Annotated in this window: 22 protein-coding genes and 1 pseudogene; 6 read left to right on the top strand and 17 right to left on the bottom strand. The window is 39.9% G+C overall.

Annotated features, from left to right (window positions below):
* From CWB65_RS15425 to CWB65_RS15410, 4 genes are all read right to left on the bottom strand, one after another.
* A partial coding sequence (locus CWB65_RS15425) for an ATP-binding protein (RefSeq protein WP_249365038.1) occupies positions 1-948 on the bottom strand: 948 nt, incomplete at its 3' end.
* 2 nt (positions 949-950) lie between these two features.
* Positions 951-1,490 carry a heme NO-binding domain-containing protein gene (locus CWB65_RS15420; RefSeq protein WP_138740923.1) on the bottom strand — a complete coding sequence of 180 codons (540 nt, stop codon included), beginning with the start codon at positions 1,488-1,490 and terminating at the stop codon, positions 951-953.
* Between the two features lie 241 nt (positions 1,491-1,731).
* On the bottom strand, positions 1,732-2,979 hold the full coding sequence (locus CWB65_RS15415) for a DEAD/DEAH box helicase (protein ID WP_138740922.1): 1,248 nt from the start codon (positions 2,977-2,979) through the stop codon (positions 1,732-1,734).
* Between the two features lie 93 nt (positions 2,980-3,072).
* Positions 3,073-3,774: a DUF3581 domain-containing protein gene (locus CWB65_RS15410; protein WP_039036485.1), complete on the bottom strand. Its 702-nt coding sequence runs from the start codon at positions 3,772-3,774 to the stop codon at positions 3,073-3,075.
* A 172-nt stretch (positions 3,775-3,946) separates the two neighbouring features.
* Here CWB65_RS15410 and CWB65_RS15405 point away from each other — a divergent pair, with 172 nt between their 5' ends.
* A complete protein-coding gene (locus tag CWB65_RS15405) occupies positions 3,947-4,345 on the top strand; it encodes a hypothetical protein (protein ID WP_138740921.1) in 399 nt (132 codons plus the stop codon).
* A gap of 96 nt (positions 4,346-4,441) precedes the next feature.
* Here the strand turns inward: CWB65_RS15405 and gltX are convergent, their stop codons facing one another.
* The 5 genes from gltX to proB form a co-directional block, all read right to left on the bottom strand.
* Entirely contained in the window at positions 4,442-5,926 is a 1,485-nt protein-coding gene (gene gltX / locus CWB65_RS15400) for a glutamate--tRNA ligase (RefSeq protein WP_008130406.1), read from the bottom strand.
* 45 nt (positions 5,927-5,971) lie between these two features.
* Positions 5,972-6,331: a glutaredoxin family protein gene (locus CWB65_RS15395; RefSeq protein ID WP_138740920.1), complete on the bottom strand. Its 360-nt coding sequence runs from the start codon at positions 6,329-6,331 to the stop codon at positions 5,972-5,974.
* A 72-nt stretch (positions 6,332-6,403) separates the two neighbouring features.
* Complete coding sequence (locus tag CWB65_RS20085) at positions 6,404-6,991, bottom strand: GGDEF domain-containing protein (RefSeq protein WP_249365037.1); 588 nt, start codon at positions 6,989-6,991, stop codon at positions 6,404-6,406.
* Between the two features lie 145 nt (positions 6,992-7,136).
* Entirely contained in the window at positions 7,137-7,361 is a 225-nt protein-coding gene (locus CWB65_RS20080; protein WP_249365036.1) for a hypothetical protein, read from the bottom strand.
* 102 nt (positions 7,362-7,463) lie between these two features.
* A complete protein-coding gene (gene proB / locus CWB65_RS15385) occupies positions 7,464-8,567 on the bottom strand; it encodes a glutamate 5-kinase (protein WP_008130410.1) in 1,104 nt (367 codons plus the stop codon).
* A 117-nt stretch (positions 8,568-8,684) separates the two neighbouring features.
* Here proB and CWB65_RS15380 point away from each other — a divergent pair, with 117 nt between their 5' ends.
* Positions 8,685-9,683 (top strand): DMT family transporter, encoded by a 999-nt coding sequence (locus CWB65_RS15380; protein ID WP_138740924.1) that lies wholly within the window; start codon positions 8,685-8,687, stop codon positions 9,681-9,683.
* On the opposite strand, the pseudogene CWB65_RS15375 reads toward CWB65_RS15380, so the two are convergent.
* The 3 genes and pseudogenes from CWB65_RS15375 to pdsO all read right to left on the bottom strand — a co-directional run.
* Positions 9,581-10,171 (bottom strand): annotated as a pseudogene (locus CWB65_RS15375) (class GN sortase); the annotation flags it as partial. The gene CWB65_RS15380 and the pseudogene CWB65_RS15375 sit on opposite strands and share 103 nt — an antisense overlap.
* Complete coding sequence (locus CWB65_RS15370; RefSeq protein WP_138740919.1) at positions 10,168-12,162, bottom strand: marine proteobacterial sortase target protein; 1,995 nt, start codon at positions 12,160-12,162, stop codon at positions 10,168-10,170. The gene CWB65_RS15370 and the pseudogene CWB65_RS15375, both read right to left, overlap by 4 nt.
* 25 nt (positions 12,163-12,187) lie before the next feature.
* Entirely contained in the window at positions 12,188-12,922 is a 735-nt protein-coding gene (gene pdsO / locus CWB65_RS15365) for a sortase-associated OmpA-like protein PdsO (protein ID WP_008130413.1), read from the bottom strand.
* A 201-nt stretch (positions 12,923-13,123) separates the two neighbouring features.
* Between pdsO and pdsR the strand changes: the two genes are divergently transcribed.
* Positions 13,124-13,813 carry a proteobacterial dedicated sortase system response regulator gene (gene pdsR, locus CWB65_RS15360; RefSeq protein ID WP_006791901.1) on the top strand — a complete coding sequence of 230 codons (690 nt, stop codon included), beginning with the start codon at positions 13,124-13,126 and terminating at the stop codon, positions 13,811-13,813.
* Positions 13,813-15,948, top strand: coding sequence for a proteobacterial dedicated sortase system histidine kinase (gene pdsS / locus CWB65_RS15355; protein ID WP_008130417.1), 2,136 nt, complete (start codon positions 13,813-13,815; stop codon positions 15,946-15,948). The genes pdsR and pdsS overlap by 1 nt, the downstream gene beginning before the upstream one ends.
* Positions 15,949-16,136: 188 nt before the next feature.
* Here the strand turns inward: pdsS and CWB65_RS15350 are convergent, their stop codons facing one another.
* Together CWB65_RS15350 and CWB65_RS15345 are read right to left on the bottom strand one after the other, a co-directional pair.
* Positions 16,137-16,475: a hypothetical protein gene (locus CWB65_RS15350; RefSeq protein ID WP_008130418.1), complete on the bottom strand. Its 339-nt coding sequence runs from the start codon at positions 16,473-16,475 to the stop codon at positions 16,137-16,139.
* 26 nt (positions 16,476-16,501) lie between these two features.
* A complete protein-coding gene (locus CWB65_RS15345; RefSeq protein ID WP_033025552.1) occupies positions 16,502-16,909 on the bottom strand; it encodes a HEAT repeat domain-containing protein in 408 nt (135 codons plus the stop codon).
* A gap of 376 nt (positions 16,910-17,285) precedes the next feature.
* On the opposite strand from CWB65_RS15345, the gene CWB65_RS15340 reads away from it, so the two are divergent.
* Entirely contained in the window at positions 17,286-17,768 is a 483-nt protein-coding gene (locus CWB65_RS15340) for a hypothetical protein (protein ID WP_008130422.1), read from the top strand.
* A complete protein-coding gene (locus tag CWB65_RS15335; RefSeq protein ID WP_008130424.1) occupies positions 17,761-17,964 on the top strand; it encodes a helix-turn-helix transcriptional regulator in 204 nt (67 codons plus the stop codon). Before CWB65_RS15340 ends, CWB65_RS15335 begins: the two co-directional genes overlap by 8 nt.
* A 392-nt stretch (positions 17,965-18,356) precedes the next feature.
* Here CWB65_RS15335 and CWB65_RS15330 read toward each other — a convergent pair whose 3' ends face one another.
* The 3 genes from CWB65_RS15330 to CWB65_RS15320 all read right to left on the bottom strand — a co-directional run bounded on the left by CWB65_RS15330 (position 18,357) and on the right by CWB65_RS15320 (position 19,620).
* On the bottom strand, positions 18,357-18,578 hold the full coding sequence (locus tag CWB65_RS15330) for a hypothetical protein (RefSeq protein ID WP_008130428.1): 222 nt from the start codon (positions 18,576-18,578) through the stop codon (positions 18,357-18,359).
* 130 nt (positions 18,579-18,708) lie between these two features.
* Complete coding sequence (locus CWB65_RS15325; RefSeq protein WP_008130430.1) at positions 18,709-19,146, bottom strand: hypothetical protein; 438 nt, start codon at positions 19,144-19,146, stop codon at positions 18,709-18,711.
* Between the two features lie 108 nt (positions 19,147-19,254).
* Positions 19,255-19,620: a hypothetical protein gene (locus CWB65_RS15320; RefSeq protein WP_021032388.1), complete on the bottom strand. Its 366-nt coding sequence runs from the start codon at positions 19,618-19,620 to the stop codon at positions 19,255-19,257.
* Positions 19,621-19,815 lie beyond the last annotated feature (195 nt).

Here is a 19,815-nt window from a genome sequence, read left to right as displayed (position 1 = left end):
TGACGAAATTCTGATGTATAGCGATTTGATTTTTTCATAGTTCCAGTTTCTCAAGTTATTGAGTCTCTGGCAAACACGGGGCGATTCACTCCCCTTATTTAATTTGCTGTTTACTGTAATATCGCCCTGCATTAGTTCGACCAATGTTTTGCTTATTACCAAACCAAGCCCCGTTCCACCAAACTTTCGGGTTGTCGATACGTCAGCCTGAGTAAAAGGTTTAAATAGTGAGTCAACTTGTGCTTGGGTCATCCCAATGCCGTTATCTGAAATAGAGAAAGCAACACTGCAATAACTATCTACTTTCTGAACTAGTTTTACAGCTAATATAACCTTACCCCGTGTTGAAAATTTAAGTGCATTATTTAACAGATTTAATAGTACTTGGTTGAGTCTTAATGCATCACCAATAAAAAAGTCAGGCAGTAAGGGGTCAATATCAAACACCACTTCAATTTTTCTTTGTGATGCTAGCGTGCTAATAATATTTACAAGATTTTCTAGGAAGGTATTAAAATTGAATTCTTTTTGTTCTAGCTCTATTTTACCCGCTTCAACCTTTGAAAAGTCTAAAATATCATTAATTATTCCTAATAAAGACTCTGCCGAATAATGAATTTTTTCAACATAGTCGCGCTGTTTTTCCGAAAGCTCAGTATCTAAAGCCAAATAAGCCATGCCTATTATGGCATTCATCGGGGTGCGAATCTCATGGCTCATGTTTGCTAAAAAGTCTGATTTAGCCTCATTCGCAGCTTCTGCATCTTGTTTAGCCAGTTCAAGGTCGTGAGTTCTGTTAGCAACCTCCTGCTCCAAATTTTCAGCCGCACCTTTGAGTACCTTATTGGCTTCGTAAAGCTGTAACGATTTGGCTTCAAGTAGTTTTTCAGCTTCTTTTCGTGCCAAACGCTCTCGTTCTAATCTGCGCTGTAAAAGAGCTACATCCATATTTAACCGACCAGAGTTAAGTTAAATGTAGCAACTTGATGATCGTCACTGATATCGCTGCGTATGCTGATATTTTCCTTAAAATGCTCGGCTGCACCTTCTATTAACCCCTCAGCGAGCACTGCAAAGGGATTACTCGAATGGTAAACCATCTGCATTTGAGTATCACTTAATCGCTTGGTTTGAAAACTAGGTAACTCAACGTCGGTGTACAATTTTTCAACTTCTATATGCACGTGTCTATCTATGGTATCTAAAAAATCAAACGTGGTAGTGAGGTTTTCAAAAAACTGTGGGTAGTAAACTAAGAAGCGCGTTAACAGATATTTTCCGTACTCTTTAACCAGTACATCTACTGGAATATCGACAATGTTGCTCAACAAAGTCACTAATTTTAAAAGCTCTTGCTTGTTATAGTTACCAACGCTGGTGTAAATCCCATTGGAATCCAGTTCGTTTTGTTCAATAATTTGATCGGCAACGGCAGGTGAAAATGTGCTTTCGACCATTTCTAAAAATTCAGTAAAAATAATACCTTTCATCGCTCTACCAATCTATTAGTCGTAGATTAAGTATAGATTTAAACTGTAATAATGCACATTTGTAAGAAGAAAAAACACTTACAAAGTATTGCGATTTAAAGGGGGGATTATTTATTTTGCCGCTTTATGTAAAAGTGACCATTAAAATAAGCGCAGCTGATGTGTATAAAATTGCTAAATACTATTTAAAACTCATTTTTTATCACTAAATGGGGCATTAACTGCCCCATGCTACTGGCTATTATTTTCGTCGTCTGCTTGGTGCCCTTTTGCCTGTAATACGTTTTTTATCGCGATCTTTACGCGCTTTGTTAGTGTTTTTTCGGTTATCTTTAGGGGCTTTGTTTAAGTCAGGCTCGTAACCTTCTAACCATTGTGATGCTAAACGCGTATCAAGTAGTACTTCAATTTCTTCAAGTAGCCATTGCTCATCAATACTTACAAGCGACATTGCAAGCCCTTGCTCGCCTGCGCGACCCGTACGGCCTATGCGGTGTACGTAGTCTTCAGCTATATATGGCAGCTCAAAGTTTATTACGTATTTAAGCGCAGGAATATCAAGCCCGCGTGCAGCTACATCGGTGGCAACTAATACGCGTGTAGTGCCTTCTTTAAAGTTTTGTAGTGCACGGTCGCGCGCGCCTTGCGATTTATCGCCATGAATGGATTCTGTTTTTAAACCGTCTTTACACATTTCTTTGGCAAGCTTATCGGCCATTTGTTTGGTGCGCGTAAATATAAGTACTTGGCGCCAATTTTTCATGCCAATCATGTGCGATACAAGTTCGCGCTTACGGTCTTCATCAACTGCGTAAATAATTTGCTCTACTTCAACGGCGGCTGAGTTACGTTTATCAACTTCAATCAGCTCGGGGTTTTTAAGTAGTTTTTTACTTAGCTCAAACACGCTGTCATCGAATGTGGCTGAGAACAATAAGGTTTGGCGATCGCCTGGAATGTGGCGCAAAATACGTTTTATTTCATCAATAAAGCCCATATCGAGCATGCGGTCTGCTTCATCAAATACTAATGAATCAACACTAGAGAGCACCACACTGCCTTTAACTATATGATCGAGCAAGCGACCTGGTGTTGCCACTATCACTTGCGCCGTTTTAAGTGCTTTAATTTGCGGGCCAATACTTGCGCCGCCATACGCTAAAGCACCCTGAACATTACTGCCTTGAGCGTATTTTTCAAAGCTTGCAAACACTTGCTGAGCAAGCTCACGCGTAGGCGTTAAAATGACCACTCGAGCAATGCCTGGCTCATCCTTTTTAGGTGTATTTAAAAGCTTATGTAGTAGTGGCAATACAAAGGCTGCTGTTTTACCTGTGCCAGTTTGTGCGCTGCCCATTACATCATTGCCCGCGAGAATTGGCGGAATAGTTTTAATCTGAATTGCGGTAGGCTGAGTGTAATTATTTTGCTCAATCGCTGTTAATAATAACGGGTCGAGATTAAGTGATGAAAATGATGTAGCGGACATAGGCTTAGCTTTAAAATAACAAAGAGCGCCATTATACCTGAGCTTTAGCAATAAAAAAGGCGCTATCAATAGCGCCTCATTTAAATGCTGATTTTAAACTGGTTTTAAGGTCGCTTTTCGCTCATTATAAAATGCGATTAAGTCATCAACCGTTGCTTGGCAGTATTCACGAATACCAGACACCACCATGTGCTTTTCACCAAAACCAACTTTTTCGCCGTTTTCTAATAGGTTAAAGCGCAGAGTAATTTTGCCGCGTTTACCTGTATATTCAAAGCTTGGCTCAGCAAACTCAAGCGTTGGTGCTTTAATCTCAATGTTATCAAGATTAATAATCATCGACTCGTAAATAACCATAGGGCGCGCTGGGTTAATCATTACCTCTTGCTTGCCCATTAACGGAATAATGACATGTGGGAATGCCGCACCAGAAAACTCAACATAGTTTTTTATTAGGCTATTTGTAAGTGTTGGGCATTTGCTGGTTTTGCCTTCGCGTTTTACCTTTAAAATTACTTTATCGCCGTTGGTTACATCAAACTCATCATCCCCTTGTGGGAAGTTAAGTTTGGTATTTTCGTCAACCATGCCAGCAAAGGTAAACTCCATTCGCTCACTTATACCGTAGCGGTCTAACACTAAAGAAAAAAGTAAGTCTCCTGGCGCGCAAAACTTTTTGGCATCTTTATCATGAAGTGGATTGTAATCATCTGCAACGCACTTTGCGAAACGACACCCTTGCTCACGAGAGATAGAAACATAATCAGCGTGCTGCTGAAAGTAAGGACTTAACATAGTTTGTTCACTGCTTAAACTGCTTATAACTTACCCATACTACCAGAAAAAATTTAAAGAGAGGTCGAATCACTTACAAAATGATACAACTTACTTTTGTTTTTGTTTTGCTTGCTTTTGTTTTTATTGATAATTTGTTCTTAAGCCAACAATAACTAAGGGATTAATCATTATGCTGCGTATTTTTGCTGTAACCTGTGTGCTAACTGCACTTACTGGGTGTTCTGGCGTTACTTACCATACCAATATAAACAACGATGTTTTAGGTGATGAAATTGGTACTTATGTAAATAAAAGAGATCTGCATCAATTTTATAGTGACCAACAAGCCCATGAAAGCGGTGCTTCATTATTAGGCCGAATTGAAGGCGAGAGCTGTAATGGAGATGGCCGTGGTGCAAACAGTAACGTTAGTTACAATCGCGCTAAATCAAGTGCCATTGATTCACTTAAAGTGGATGCAATGCGCAGAGGCGGTAATGCCTTTACTATTAATTCTTGTAGAGAAACTCCTCAATCTTATTGCGACATTTCGGTTACTTGTACTGGTCAAGCTTACGACTTGAAATAAATGCAGTAATACCAGAACTAATTAACACTGGCTCCCTAAAACAAAAAAGCCGAGCTTATTTAATAAGCTCGGCTTTTTAAAAAGTATGACTAAAGATTATGCGCTTGGGTATGTGCGGTAAGCACGCTCAATATTTTTAGCCTGCTTTTTAGAAATACCTAAATGAGCAAGTGCTACACGTAAACGCGCACGTGATAGGTCAGAGCCTAAAATTTCCATTGCATCAAGTACCGACGTCGATGACGTTTTACCTGTGATTGCTACAAATATTGGCTCTAAAAAGTCTTTAATTTTAAGCTCATGGAATGTGGCAACCTCTTTTGCAATGGCAAAAATAGCTGGCTTATCAAAACTACGTAAGCCTTCTAATTGCCATACAAAAAATTGTAGTGCTTGGCGTATTACATTTTCGTCGGCTTTGCCCGCCGTTAACAGCGCTGGGTCGTAAGTTGGAATACCACCTACAAAATGACCTGCTAAATCAACCATATCCGACAACGTATTAATACGCGTTTTAGCTTCTGGTAATACTTTAGCTAGCATTTCGCCGTTAAACTTCCAATCAACAAAGCGCTGCACAAGCTCTTCGTCAGTCAAGTTTTCGCGGATCCACGTCCCGTTCAACCAGCTTAACTTATCTACGTCAAATACTGGGCCACCAAGCGATACACGCTTCATGTCAAAGTGTTCAATCATTTCATCAAGTGTGAACTTTTCACGCTCGTCTGGCATTGACCAGCCCATGCGGCCTAAGTAGTTAAGTACCGCTTCTGGTAGGTAACCCATTTCTTTGTAGTAATTGATACTTGTAGGGTTTTTACGCTTAGAAAGCTTTGACTTATCTGGGTTACGTAATAGTGGCAGGTGCCCAAGTACTGGCGCTTCCCAACCAAAATCTTCGTAAAGCTTTAATAGTTTAGGTGCTGAGTTAATCCACTCTTCACCACGGAAAATATGGCTAATTTGCATGTGGTGATCGTCTACCACATTTGCTAAGAAATACGTTGGGAAGCCATCGGCTTTTAATAGCACTTGCATGTCTACGTTTTCCCACGGGATCTCAATTTCGTCGCGTAGGTAGTCGTTAAACTTGAAGGTGCCTTCACTTGGAATTTTCATACGGATAACGTAAGGCTTTCCTGCAGCTAGGTTAGCTTTAATTTCGTCTTCTGTGTGGTTTAAACCACGACCGTCGTATTTAGGACGCAGACCTTCAGCCATTTGCTCTTCGCGCATTTGGTCAAGCTCTTCGCTTGTTGCAAAACAGTAAAATGCTTTGCCTTGCTCAACAAGTTGGTGTGCGTATTTTTTATATAAATCGCTACGTTCAGACTGACGGTACGGGCCAAATTCACCGCCTACATCAGGGCCATGATCCCACTCAAGACCTAACCAACGTAGGCTATCCATTATCGCTTGTTCCGACTCAGGTGTGCTTCGTACTTGGTCTGTATCTTCGATACGAAGAACAAATTCGCCGCCTTGCTGCTTAGCAAAACAGTAGTTAAATAATGCAATATAAGCGGTGCCAAGATGCGGGTCACCAGTAGGTGACGGGGCAACACGAGTACGGATTGTCATGATAATGTCTCTTTAAATAAGTGAGATAAAAATTAAATGAATCGTTTAAGCAGCTACTTTATTTAAGTACGCAATAATATCGTTAGATTCGTAAAGCCATTGAGTTTGGCCATTTTGCTCTATACGTAAACAAGGCACTTTAATTTTGCCACCTTGTTCTAGTAGCTCTTGGCGATATTGCTCATTGTTTTTTGCATCGCGTGTTTCTATGTTTAAGCCTTCGCGCTTAATAGCACGGCGTACTTTCACACAAAACGGGCATGCTTTAAATTGGTAAAGTTTAAAATGAGAGGTTTGCAGATCAAGCTTGGCTTGCTCTTCGCTTGCACGCTTTTTACTACGAGGAGTAAATATAAAATTAAAGAATAAAATTATACAACCTAAAAACCAACGAACGAATTTCATGCTTAATACTCTGACTACAACAATTTAAGGAGCCAGATTTTAGCACAATTTTACAATCAAAAAAGCTCAATACTATTGAGAAATCCTGACTTCTTTACTGACCGTAAGTTCGTGACATGATGTCACCTTATTCCGTCCTGTTTTTTTTGAGTGATATAACGCCATATCGGCTTGGTTTACTATGCTTGAAACGGTGTCAGCGCTCTGCAGCTCTAAAAAGCCAATGCTAATTGTTAACTGCTGTATGTGCTCAAAATCATGACTGGCTACTCGCTGTCGTAAACGAGTGAGTGCATTAAGTGCATCCGTATTTGTTTGCGACTGAAACACTATTGCAAACTCTTCCCCTCCGTATCTAAAAGCATAATCCTCAATTCTAAAATTATTTTTTATGAGTTTAGCAACTTGTGCAATTACACCGTCGCCAACTACATGGCCAAATGTATCGTTAACATTTTTAAATAAATCAATGTCAACAATGGCTAAATACCAACAGCGTTTTGTATCTGCTTGCTCTCGGGGTAATAAAAAACCATTACCGGTGACTATTTCCATTACTTTTTTGTCAAAGGTTTGCCGATTTAAAAGCCCCGTTAAAGGATCAAGCCGCGACTTATGCAAAATCCATAATTGATTCGCATACACATTTAAAATGTACATCGCTAATGCACTTATTCTATCGGTTATTAACTGCTTGGTTTTAATTATTAAAACACCCAGAATAGTATCGCTATGATTAACCGGGATGTATGTTGTTACATCATCAGTCGTATGAACAACCCTTGTTTTACTAGGTGTTGCTTTATTAAGTATTAATTGGGCTTGATTGGGCTCTAGGTATGTTAAGTTGCTGTGTGTTTATCAGTATTGGTGGGGCTTGCAAGGTAACGTGCTTGTTTATGTAAATCGCAAAATTATCGACGCTTAGTAAGTCACCTAGCACGTCTATTAAAGCCGAATCTAAATGGCTTTCGTCTTCCTGACAAGTGAGTTCGACTACCCACTCGTGGCCACATGAATTGGCTTGCATTGCCACACCCAATTTGAATAATTTTTAACCATTGTAGACGTAATCTATAACTTTACTAAATAATTAGACAGTTAATTAAAATACATGCTTTTTAGCTAAGCATTAAAGTAGTACCAAATCATCCCTATGCAATACTTCTGCCCCAGCGTCATAACTAAGTAACTGTGCAATATTTTTTGAATGTGCGCCTTTAATTTTATTAACCTCCGAGCGACTAAAGCGGGTTAAACCACGCGCAATTACTTGGTTATTTGTATCAATCAAATCTATTAAATCACCACGCTCAAAATCCCCAAAGGCACAAGTGACTCCTTTGGCCAATAAACTTGCCCCATTATTTTGCAGCGCACGAATAGCGCCTGCGTCTATTGCTATTTGCCCATTACTTTTAGGCCCGGCTAATAACCATTTTTTGCGACCATCTTTAGGCGCTGTCAACTTTAAAAAGCGAGTACCCGGTAATTGCTCGCTCATGCATTTTAAAATAACGTTGCTGCCAGCGCCTTTGGCAATAATAACTTCAACGCCTGCACGCCTTGCTATATCAGCCGCTTGCAGCTTTGTTGCCATACCGCCAGTGCCTAAGTTAGTACCACTGCCACCAGCAAGTTGACGCAGTTCATCGTTTATGTGAGTTACTTCGTCAATAAGCTTTGCATCGGCATTGGTGCGCGGATCGCTGGTAAACAAGCCGTCTTGATCGGTAAGTAATAGTAATTTGTCTGCATTAGCTAATATAGCCACCAAGGCCGATAGGTTATCATTATCACCCACTTTTATTTCGCTTGTCGCCACCGCATCGTTTTCATTTATAATAGGCACCACGTTGTAACTAAGTAAGGCCGTTAATGTATCGCGTGCGTTTAAGTAGCGCTCCCTGTCATCAACATCAGCGCGTGTTAGCAGCATTTGCCCTACGTTTACACCATACAAGGCAAACAAACTTTGCCATATATGAATAAGTTGGCCCTGCCCAATGGCGGCTAACATTTGTTTATCCGCTAAGCTCGTACCACAGGATTTTAATAGTTGCTCACGGCCTGCAGCTACGGCGCCGCTCGATACTATAACAACCTGATGCCCCTGCTTTTTAAGCTCGCAGCATTGGCGAACTAACTCAACCATATGAGCTTTATCTAGTTTATCGGTGCCACCAGTTAGTACGCTTGTACCTAACTTTACAACTATTATCTGTTCCCTTTGCATTGTTTTTAGCTATTAAAATTTTATTATGATTTAACTTATACCAGCTCGGTATTTTTGAACAAGTTAAAAATATTCATGCTAGGATCGCGCTATATTTTATTGTTTAAATTACGTCTTATGCCTGCCAGTTTATGTTTAATTATTGCCACTTTTTTATGGGGCAGTTCGTTTATAGCGCTTAAATACGCCATTGCCATTTACGATCCAGCGTTAGTGATATTTTTACGTATGCTTACTACGCTCGTTATTTCATTGTGTTTATGGCGTTATGTTATTCGCTTTGAATATCAAAAAGGTGATTGGAAGTATTTAGTGGGCATGTCACTTGCTGAGCCGTGCTTGTACTTTTTATTTGAAGGGCACGCAATGGAATATACATCGGCATCTCAGGCGGGTGTTATTGTGTCGTGCTTGCCAATAATAGTGGCGTTTTTAGCATTTTTTATGCTCAAAGAATACATAAGTAAAGCCATTGTAGTGGGCTTTACGCTATGTATTGGCGGCAGTATTTTACTTACGCTACTCTCGCCAAGTTCAGAACAAGCACCTAATCCTATTTTGGGTAACTTTTTAGAGTTAATGGCTATGGTGTGCGCTGCATTTTATACTGTTAGTATTAAGCACTTAGCAAACCGGTATTCACCACTGACTTTAATTGCATTACAAGGCATTAGCGGGAGTTTGTTTTTTGCCCCCTTTTTATTTTTTATTGACCTACCCAGCGAAAATCAACACGACCTAACGGCACTTATGAGTATTTTATATTTAGGCTCTTGCGTTACTTTAGGCGGTTACGGTATGTACAACTATGCAATTAGCAAGGTATCGGTGCTTACTGCGGCGGCGTATTCAAATTTAATTCCTATTTTTACACTTATCTTATCGGCCATTATTTTGGGAGAAGTACTTACACTTTGGCAGTGGCTTAGTATTTTTGTGGTATTTATTGGCGTTATGGTTAGTCAGCGCCATCAAGAGCTTGTTGTTGATATACCACTTAGTGAATCTGGTGAAGAGCTTGTTGTTGATATACCACTTAGTGAATCTGGTGAAGATATTTCTGCCGATACCAATAACCTCAAATCGGTGCCCGATGCTAATGCATCAAAGGGATAACAGGTAAGTAAATAAAGCCCCGGTGTGCGTAAAAAGTCATGCTGCGATTGATGAATTATATCAACCGCCGTGACTTTATACTGCTGTAACTCCCCGCTTTGTAACTGCATAGTAAACTGCTCCCCTACTTTGGCGTGCTGTAAAAACGCAAAGTGGGTGTCGTTATGACCTGCTATTAGCGCTCCCTTCTGGCGATTGCCCAATTCCCCCGCGGGCAAAAAATGGCTTGGTGCAAATGCTAAATTTCGACCACTCGCACCACCAAGCACACTTAACGTTTTATTATGCGATGGAAAGTGAAGCTGCGCGGTTACAAAACTGTCAGCATAAAACCACGGTTTTACTTTTTTACCAGGCTCTGCAAGCGCTTGCTGCCACGCATGCTCAATCAACACTTGTGCAAGCCATGCCTTTGCTTGCATATACACACCGTGGCCAAACAAGCTGAGCCCAGCAATTAATAGCCCTGCACTTAACCACTTTTTCATGTTTTAACGCGTCTTTTTAATTTAAGAGCACCAAACGTTATAAGTAACATACTACCCAACATTATATGCAGCCTACTTTGACCATCGGTTTGCGGCAAACGCATTTCCATCCCTTGCGGTACTTGGTTAGCGGCTTGCGCTGTTTGATCTGCAACGTCTTTAATTTGAGTGTGTTCAATGGCAATAAACGCAGTAAATGGACTTAAAAGCTGATGCGTTAAAGCTAATTTTTGCACCTCGTCTTTAACACTACTTTGCTCGTTGTATAAAAGTAACGATTTAATTTTTTGACGCGCCCACAGTTTTGCTATGCCTTTGGCTTGAGAGCTATTTTGTGTGCTTAATTTAATACTTAAAGGCCCTTGTGCTGTTTGCCCTGTCAGTATCACACTTTTAGCATCATTAAGCTTTATAGCAACCATAACTGGCTCACCAAAATATAAATCAGGCAGTGGTGACGGCCAAAAATCTAAGCTGTTACCGTTTTCATCGCTTAAAGCGAGGTCTGTAATGGCTGGGTGGGCGAGCTTATCAAATAACTGCTGCATTTTAGGCTGTACTTCTTGTGTGCTGCCAATAAAAGTAAATGTGCCTTTGCCTATATCGGCTGCACGGCGCATAAAAAAGCTATTAGGCGCGCTACCAATTCCTACCGTAAATAAACGGCTATCACCTAATTTAGCCTGAATATTTTTAAATAAAGTAGCTTCGTTACTTACACTGCCGTCGGTTAAAAACACCACTTGGCGTACAAAGCCATCAAACGTACTGCCATCAAGTACCGCATCAAGCGCGCCTTGGATTTCGGTGCCACCATCGGCTTCAAGGCTGTAAATAAAACGCTCTGCTCGGCGTAAGTTAAAATCACTGGCTATAAGAGGCCTATCACTCATGGCGGTAACATTATTATCAAAACCAATAATGTTAAAACTGTCGTCGCTTTCAAGTAACGACAGGGCATAAAATAATGCCTTTTTGGCCTGCTCAATAGACTGCCCATGCATTGAGCCCGATGTATCTACTACAAATACCATTTCTCGGGGTAAGCGCTGAGTTTGCGTAAAATGATCTCCAGGCGGCATTAACATAGCAAGGCCATAGCGGTCTGCGTTTTCAAACTGCTGGGTAAAAAAGGCAGCTTGCGCGTTTTCTTTTTGAAGCGGCTTAAACGCTAAAACAAAGTCACGATTAGCCCCATTTGTATCGTTCAGTGCTATTTTATATTGCCCAAACGCGGGATTATTAACATTAATACGGTGATGTTTAGAGGTTATATCAACAAGCTCTAATCCCACATCTATGTCTATGTTTAAAGTAAACTCACTGCTAGGTGCATCATTATTTTTTTGAACGTTATATACCGGTCTTAGCCAACCACTGGGCGCTAAGTTTTGATCCATAAGGCTTGAACTAGGCTGTTCTAATGTGCCATTTATTGCATGGTAGCGCGGCGTAATTGTGGTAGGGAAACGAATGGTAAAAGTGCCACTGCGGTAATTAATAATTTCTTGATACTCAAGCTCAATGGCCACCTGTTCACCAGGGCCAATATTTGCCACATTAGTGACAAACATATTTGCCCGTTGTTGACGCACCAATGCAGCCTGCTTTCCTGCCTTTTGAGCTTGTGCGTATTTTTTTTCGGCCTCAATTTTTTTATCTATGTGCCCTTTAATAACGCGCTCACCAATACGCATTGTCATGGCGTGCACTGCACTTTCGTCGGGTAGTGGAAACACATAACGAGCATTCACCGCAAATGGGTTTTCGTTTTGATAAGTTTGCTTAACGACAACATGGTTAATTAACTCTGTTACTGTCATATGAGCGTCGCTTTTTAATATTATGGCAGGGCTAACGGGCTTACCTAAGGTATCGGTTAGTTCAAGCTTTGGCGATTGCGCATAGCTGCTATTACTTGCTAATAGCGCTATTGCCATGAATATAAAAATGCTTGCCTTAACAAGCATTTTGGTTGGGTTACTCAACATAAAATCACTCCATCGAATGCTAAAATTAGTTACTCGCCGTTTGGCCATTTACAGGCGCTAGTGAACGGGTAGTCAGCGTTACTCGACGGTCAAAAAAGTTATCTTCTGTGGTATTGCTATTTGCCAATGTGTGTTGTTCACCAAAGGCTTGCGTACTTAAACGTTTGTGGCTAACGCCGTGTTTTATTAAATAACTTTGCACTGCATTTACACGCTTTTTAGAGAGCAGAAGGTTGGCTTGCTCATCGCCTCGTTGATCGGCAAAGCCACTTAAATCTAGGGCTAATTGAGGTTGGTTGTTTAAAAGTACAACTAGCTGGTCAAGCTGTTTAGCAAAGTGAGGCGCTATAGTGCTTGAACCCGTTTTAAATTGAACGGTCATCGCAAGTAGGTTATTAATTTGAGATTGTGTTAACTGCTCGTTTTGCTGTGCTAGCACCTCTAATTGCTGCTCTAACAGATTGTTATGATTAAGTACGTGTTGATAGTCGTTGGTTTTTTGTTTCATTACAGCCAAAGCGCGTTGTTGTTCGTCAATTTTGTTGTCGGCGACTTTTGCACCCCCAATTAAGCCACCAGCAAATGCGCCTATAAACGCGCCAATTGGTCCACCAACCACACCACCAATAATAGCGCCTGTTCCTAAACCTATTGCGGTTTCTTGAGTTGCTTCTTTTGAGGGCGAATGTTCAGATGCCGATGAAAATGTCGGAGTAGAAAAACCAGCAACAAGCGTTAGCGCGATTAATGTCTTCTTCATAATATGATCCTTAAAATTGATTTAACTTTGTGATGTTTTGTTTCGATAGGTGCATTAAAACAACACCAAGTGGCAACAAAGGGGAGCAAAAATGGCAAACCGCTGAGCAATTGTGGCAAAAAAAAGGCAATTGCCTTTTTAACCGTACATAGCTGAAAAACTTCGATATAGTGCGTTTTAAAATAAATAAGGGTGTGTAGAATGAAAAAAATAGCCATCATTGAAGATGAAACCGCCATTCGCGAAAACTACATGGAAATGTTAGGCGCACAAGGCTACCAAGTGAGTGGTTACAGCGACCGCATAACGGCAGAAAATGCATTTAAAGACGCACTCCCGGATTTAGCCATCGTTGATATAGGCCTTGGCCACGAAATTGATGGCGGCTTTTTACTGTGCCAAACCCTCCGTACCTTATCTAAAACGCTCCCTATTATTTTTTTAACCGCACGCGATAGCGAAATAGACACGGTTTGCGGCCTACGTATGGGCGCTGACGACTACTTAACAAAAGACATTAGCTTGGCACACTTAGCAGCACGAATAGGTGCATTATTTCGTAGAATGGAAGCCCTTGAACACCCCGCCGATGCCAATGCACTTATAACACGCGGGCAGTTAACGCTCGACACACAGCGCATGCAAGTATTTTGGCAACAGCAATTAGTGGATTTAACCGTGACCGAATTTTGGATGCTACATTCACTGGCGCAGCGCCCAGGCCATGTAAAAAGCCGTAACGATTTAATGAGCGATGCAAAAATATATGTGGACGACAGCACCATCACCTCTCACGTTAAACGCATTCGCAAAAAGTTTATAGCCCTCGACTCCCAATTTGATTGTATTGATACCGTGTATGGTATGGGTTATAGGTGGGAGCAACATTAATGCTTAGATTTGGCCTACGTAGTAAGTTTATTGTGCTTTCTTGTTTTTTATTTTTACTGCCGTGGCTAGGCTACGAGTACGTATGGGAAATGGAAAAGTTTTTACGCCAAGGCCAAGAAAAAACTCTCGTAGGCACAACGCGTGCACTTGCCACTGCTCTGCACGAACGCCCTGCCTTATTTGACGAGCAAACCAATTTTTTAGACCAAGTAATAAAAGGCCGCGATTTATACGCCTACAACTTAAAAAATCCTATTCAGCTCGACGGCAAACTAACCGACTGGGAACCCTACAAAGCGCTATTTTGGCATTACGATAAACGCTATTTACAAAAAACCAATAAAAACCACCAAGCCAGCGATTTGTCATTCGACCACATGGTAGGCAAATTTGATAACTACTTATATGCCGTTTTTAATGTGACCGACAACACACTTATTTATCGTGCTAAAAACAGCTTAAGCATTACTAATAACGACCATTTAAAAATTGGTTTAAAAGCCCCTGATGGCCAATTTAATACCTATATCATCGCCCCTAGGCAAGACGGCTGGGTTAACGCATTTAATGCAGACACCAAAGCACCACTTACAAAAATTCAGGGCTATTTTAAACGCACCCAAACAGGCTACACCGTTGAACTGCGCTTTCCGTTAGCCATGCTAGGAAACAAACTGGGTTTTGCTATTGTAGATACCGATAGCTTAAGCGAATTACCTAACGCTAACGTTATGTCGACCTCTAATTTAAATAACCCAAGCGATTTAGGCTCAGTGCTTGTGCCTTCACCAGAAATTAGCCGCATTTTAAAAGGGATGGGCCACAGTGGCAGCCGTATATGGGTTGTAGACAATCATCACCGCGTACTTGCGCAATCGGGCACGATTCAAAACGCTGATGGAGTATGGGCCGATGGCCTTAAAAATCAGCCACCCAAAAATGCCTGGCAACGCTTTGAGCAAACCTATTTGCACCCACTTTATTATAAAATTTTAACCCGTCCTGAAAACGAATTTATAGATACCCTTCACGATGTAGCATCTATGCAAGGCAGTCATTTAGCTAATGCATTAAAAGGCCAACCTGCATCGTCTTGGCGGCTTACCCCCGATAGCAAAGCCGTTATTTTATCTGCCGCCTACCCTATTTGGATTGAAGACAAAGTCATTGGTGCAGTAATAGCAGAAGAAACTACAAATGGTGTGCGTACGCTTCGTAATAAATCGCTCGAAAAGTTATTTAACGTTATTTTAGCCGTTATGCTGATTGGTACCGTGACTCTATTCTTTTTTGCATCACGAATATCGAGCCGTATTAGGCGCCTTCGCGATACCGCAGAGCAAGCAATAGATGCACAAGGGCGTGTTACCGGCAGTATTAGTTACAGTGATTCTAATGATGAAATTGGCGACCTGTCGCGTAGCTTTGCTAATATTGTGAGCCGATTGGGCGGCTATACCGACTATTTAGAAAACATGTCGTCGCGTTTATCTCACGAACTACGCACGCCTGTTGCCGTGGTGCGTTCATCCCTTGAAAACTTACAAAGTTTGGAACAAACCGAGCTTAGCCAAAAATACCTCGATCGCGCCAGTGAAGGCGTAGAGCGCTTAGGTAAAATAATTACCACCATGAGTGAGGCTACTCGCCTTGAGCAAAGTATTCAAAGTAACGAGCCTGAGCCTTTTGATTTACAAAAAGTAATAAATGGTTGCATGCAAGGCTATCAGCTTACTTACCCAAACCAGTTATTTACGCTTGATGTATGCCAAAACAAATTACCTATGCAAGGCGCACCTGAGTTTATAGCGCAGCTGCTTGATAAGCTCATTAATAACGCATTAGAGTTTAGCCAAGCTAATACCGCGATTAACGTAACGTTACAAAGCAAAGATACACAAGCAGTTCTAAGTGTAAGTAACACAGGCCCATTATTACCCGAAGGGTTGAGCGAGCACATATTTGATTCTATGGTGTCTGTGCGCAGCCAGCACATGCAGCAACAACCGCATTTAGGCTTGGGGCTTTATATTGTAAGGCTGGTGTGCGATTACCATAAAGGCAGTGTAACTGCGCAAAATAACACACAACATAATGGGGTCACTTTTACAGTGAGTTTGCCGTTAGCAAATTAGTTGAAAATTATTTAGTGTTAAGTAGTTTTTAGCCTAACCTAGCGGGGAAACTTGTAAGACTTAATTAAACCAAGGAGCTTAATACCTGCTGATTACAAACCATTAGAAAAACGGCGATTAAAGTATAAAGTAGTGGGTAAACGGGCATCAAAACGTAAACGTCATTTTACTGAGATTTAATACTAGTGCTAGCTGCTAACTTTTAAAGTTAAGTAAATATAACCAATATATAAAATTACAAACACATACCCTATAGATATCAAACTATTAATGCCCCATACACCGTACCAAAACTTACCATAAAAATAAGTGTTCGCTCTTAACTTAGCATTAAATAGTGCGATAGATGAAGGTATTAACAACAAGGCTGAAAAACCAAAAAGTGGTGCTACACCAAACATTAAAAACAAGCCAATAGCACCTTCTACTGAAGCGCTACTGTCAGGCGAAAGCGGAGCTAAAGCCCAAAACAAACACAAAAATGATACTATTGATGTCAATAAACCTAAAAATTGAATTGAACGCATACCTTCCTTGTTAACCCCGCTAAAAATTATGACTTTGTTAGAGCTAGTAGTTTTTCAGCTGCACGCTCACTTACGGTTTGCCACGAATCATTAACTAATATTTTTAAAACTCGCTCGGTAACCTTGCCATTATTTACCAGTGCGTTTCTTACTGACGGGTCACTGTCAGTCGCAAAGGCTAGCATTAAAGATTCTGTTATTTTTCTTTTTCTTGCAACCATATCTCTAACTTTTGGATCAGGGTGCTTTGATAACACTTCGAGAACTTCGATTGGAACAGCCTTATTTTGTGCCACCCAAAATGCCATATCTGGGTATTTTTCTAGCACACATTTCCATACTTGAATGTCGGCTCCTTCATGAGCAGCGCGACAATACTCCTCTGGAATATTGCTTTCTCTTAATCTTTTAAATTCCTCCGCGCTCTCGATCATAGGTAACTATAGGCTCCTTTTAGGTTAACTCGTTTAAATTTATTTTTATTAATAAAACAACCATATCTGAGTTCCTACTTTGGTTCAACTTGTTAATTAAATTTAGAAAAAACAAAGTAAAGCATTGTTTTTAAATTATATTTTCTCACTTTTTTTAAATTTTCTTTCTCATTTTTATCCAAGTATTAGATTAGTACAGGCTCAGTACTCACTTAACGCGAATTAAAGAATAAAAAAAGGTTGCCTTTATGTAACCTTTGGGTATCATTGATACCTAAGGGTTACATATGGTGTATTTAGGTATCACATAAAACCTTAAGTGGAGTAAATAAAACGCGACATTATTTGGTCGCCACTAAAAAGGGATATACAACAAATGGCAAAATCAATCTCAGTACTACCAGAACAAGAACAGCAATATTTAACAATTACTGGAAAAGCCAGTATTGCTCTAGCGTTTTTCTTGTTAGCAGAGCTGCTTTCAACAGTAATCAGCAAAACCGATTCAGTTATATATTTACTAGTAGATTTAACTTTATTTGCGAGTTTTATCTATTTTCTTGTGTTAGGTACTAAATCGATGAAGTTTGCTAAGCACATATCAAAACTTGGTTTCTGGACATATAAATTTAACGACGAGTATGTGGATTATGTTAGTTCGCTCAGCCTTCGCGCTACTTGTCATATTATGGTAATTGGCGGAGCATTTCTCGCTTATAGTGGCGACAGTAAGTGGTTTGTGGAATTAATAGCCCCTTTCAACCCCACAGATGCACTTCAAATATTGCTTTGCTTAGCAGCTGCTACACATGGCGCATTGATTTTCTGGAAACTTGGCAAGGAAGAGCTTTATGAATGAAGATTTAGATAATCATATTCACAAACTTAGGTTACAACATAAAATATCTCAGCAAGAGTTGGCAGATGCCATAGGCGTTTCTAGAAAAACCATTAGCACAGTAGAAACCGGGCGTTTTACACCGTCGGTGGTTATTGCACTAAAAATAGCGGCTCATTTTTCTGTTTCTGTTGAGCAAGTATTTACCTTGAGGTAAACATTCTGACTCAAGAGCCGATGAAAATGCATTAAGCAAAAACTAATAGCAACAAATCAGGCGCTTTTAATATAATAAGCCTGTGCATCATAAGCCCAACAAATGTTGGGCATATTTAATAATGCGAAGATGCAGCTATAGATTTACTTCAAGTAAGTTTTAGGTTCTACGATATTACTCTAACAATGGACCTGACTGAGATGGAATCACACTATGAGATTACTATGTAGCGCACCTAAATGTTTTTACCTTATGCAACTCGTTTAATAACCACATAGGCAAACAAAGTAAATTGAATTTTTATTGATTTAGAATTGACCGCACTGAATAAAGCGGTAAAAGAAATACACGTGCTTCCTAGCATAATTAAGACTGATATATTTTTATGTAAATTACACTTTAATCAATCTTATGTCTTTAATCATATTCACGGACATTTTTGCCCACAAAAGAATACCAATAAAACCTAAACCAAGTAAGAAGTAGTGCTCAATGTTGCTTAACCCATCAGCATACATAAAGATAATAAAGCTGTACCCAAATAAAAATATCGCAAATAATGGGATGGTAATTATTGCAGCAAATATTTTAAATTTACGTGATTGACGAACCATTGTAAGTACTCCTCTTTATATGTAAGACCATCAAAGTCGACTTAAAATGGTTGGCTTAAATGAAGCAAAGCGAACAGCCCGCTGATATTTAGCCCTTGTTAAATTACTCTTTATATTTTGTTATTTCAGTTCAGACGACAATATTTTTTATATTTTTGTTAAGCGAATCTGTTTCAAATGCTATAGAAACCATTGAAAGTTTCACCACCAACTTTTTTCCCTTAAATAGAGCTAAGTCGGTCCCTATTTCTGCACCATCAATGTCAGAAAGTAAAATAGTTTTATCAATTTTTTTCCAGCTCGATAACCCTTTGAGTAGGATCGATTCACTATCTATTTTGATTTCGTATTGACGAAAACTAGTTACCATCCACCAAGCAAAAATAGATGTTGTAAACAAAGCTAAAATTAACGCCGAAAGTTGTTCAATTAACGATAACGGGGTATTGCTCTCTCTAACTAACAAAAGAGCAGCTGCGTAAATCAGAAAAAATCCGATAAAGTTAAATACTAGTAAAAATATCGATTTAAAAATAATTTGAAATACTGAACTACGAATAACAGACATAGACTCTCTATTAATTTAACGCCGTTTTAAGCGGCAAATTGTAGTTGGCTAAAATAAGTGAGGTACGAACAAAAGCCAACTGTAATTTGTCCGACTTGAAAACCCTTTTTATGTTTTTTTGTTCAGATAATACCTAAACAAAAAGGCTTGAAATAATGCCGCCAAACCTAATATTTGAGGAGTGTTGTTAAACAAGCCACCAACAACAACTATTAGTGGTATTGCGATATAAAAAGCATAAGAGCCGTTAGTGTACTTTTTTACAAACCAGTGAACAGGAAAGCCAACAACTAACCAACCAACGATAGAAATTAGCAGGTAAACACTAATATAAAGTAAAAAAGTAACGGCAAGTCCATAAATATCATCAAGTGATGAAGGTGCCAGTCCATTGAATAAAAACCAAACGGCGATTCCTATACCAACATAGCCAATACTTTTTATTACAGCACTATCCCAGTTACTTGAACTCACTACGGGCTCCATGAAAACATAACGCCTCGTTAAGAGGCTAAAAATAGTTGGTTAAAATATGCGAGGCACGAGCAAAAACCAACTGTTTTTTGTCCTGCTTTAATGACTTGATACTCATTGAGCCTCCTCCCCAGCATCGCGATTATTCGCTACGCTGAAAAGGCAACCAACCTTACAGGAGAAAGCGCTATCAAC

The organism is Pseudoalteromonas sp. S554, from assembly GCF_005930865.1.
In the GTDB taxonomy this organism is placed as follows: domain Bacteria; phylum Pseudomonadota; class Gammaproteobacteria; order Enterobacterales; family Alteromonadaceae; genus Pseudoalteromonas; species Pseudoalteromonas marina.
This window is presented reverse-complemented; position numbering and strand designations above follow the sequence as displayed.

Coding starts and splice junctions, on each gene's coding strand:
- CWB65_RS15420 (WP_138740923.1), bottom strand. CDS start 1,490: ATGAAAGGTATTATTTTTACTGAATTTTTAGAAATGGTCGAAAGCACA.
- CWB65_RS15415 (WP_138740922.1), bottom strand. CDS start 2,979: ATGTCCGCTACATCATTTTCATCACTTAATCTCGACCCGTTATTATTA.
- CWB65_RS15410 (WP_039036485.1), bottom strand. CDS start 3,774: ATGTTAAGTCCTTACTTTCAGCAGCACGCTGATTATGTTTCTATCTCT.
- CWB65_RS15405 (WP_138740921.1), top strand. CDS start 3,947: ATGCTGCGTATTTTTGCTGTAACCTGTGTGCTAACTGCACTTACTGGG.
- gltX (WP_008130406.1), bottom strand. CDS start 5,926: ATGACAATCCGTACTCGTGTTGCCCCGTCACCTACTGGTGACCCGCAT.
- CWB65_RS15395 (WP_138740920.1), bottom strand. CDS start 6,331: ATGAAATTCGTTCGTTGGTTTTTAGGTTGTATAATTTTATTCTTTAAT.
- CWB65_RS20085 (WP_249365037.1), bottom strand. CDS start 6,991: ATGTACATTTTAAATGTGTATGCGAATCAATTATGGATTTTGCATAAG.
- CWB65_RS20080 (WP_249365036.1), bottom strand. CDS start 7,361: ATGCAAGCCAATTCATGTGGCCACGAGTGGGTAGTCGAACTCACTTGT.
- proB (WP_008130410.1), bottom strand. CDS start 8,567: ATGCAAAGGGAACAGATAATAGTTGTAAAGTTAGGTACAAGCGTACTA.
- CWB65_RS15380 (WP_138740924.1), top strand. CDS start 8,685: ATGCCTGCCAGTTTATGTTTAATTATTGCCACTTTTTTATGGGGCAGT.
- CWB65_RS15370 (WP_138740919.1), bottom strand. CDS start 12,162: ATGTTGAGTAACCCAACCAAAATGCTTGTTAAGGCAAGCATTTTTATA.
- pdsO (WP_008130413.1), bottom strand. CDS start 12,922: ATGAAGAAGACATTAATCGCGCTAACGCTTGTTGCTGGTTTTTCTACT.
- pdsR (WP_006791901.1), top strand. CDS start 13,124: ATGAAAAAAATAGCCATCATTGAAGATGAAACCGCCATTCGCGAAAAC.
- pdsS (WP_008130417.1), top strand. CDS start 13,813: ATGCTTAGATTTGGCCTACGTAGTAAGTTTATTGTGCTTTCTTGTTTT.
- CWB65_RS15350 (WP_008130418.1), bottom strand. CDS start 16,475: ATGCGTTCAATTCAATTTTTAGGTTTATTGACATCAATAGTATCATTT.
- CWB65_RS15345 (WP_033025552.1), bottom strand. CDS start 16,909: ATGATCGAGAGCGCGGAGGAATTTAAAAGATTAAGAGAAAGCAATATT.
- CWB65_RS15340 (WP_008130422.1), top strand. CDS start 17,286: ATGGCAAAATCAATCTCAGTACTACCAGAACAAGAACAGCAATATTTA.
- CWB65_RS15335 (WP_008130424.1), top strand. CDS start 17,761: ATGAATGAAGATTTAGATAATCATATTCACAAACTTAGGTTACAACAT.
- CWB65_RS15330 (WP_008130428.1), bottom strand. CDS start 18,578: ATGGTTCGTCAATCACGTAAATTTAAAATATTTGCTGCAATAATTACC.
- CWB65_RS15325 (WP_008130430.1), bottom strand. CDS start 19,146: ATGTCTGTTATTCGTAGTTCAGTATTTCAAATTATTTTTAAATCGATA.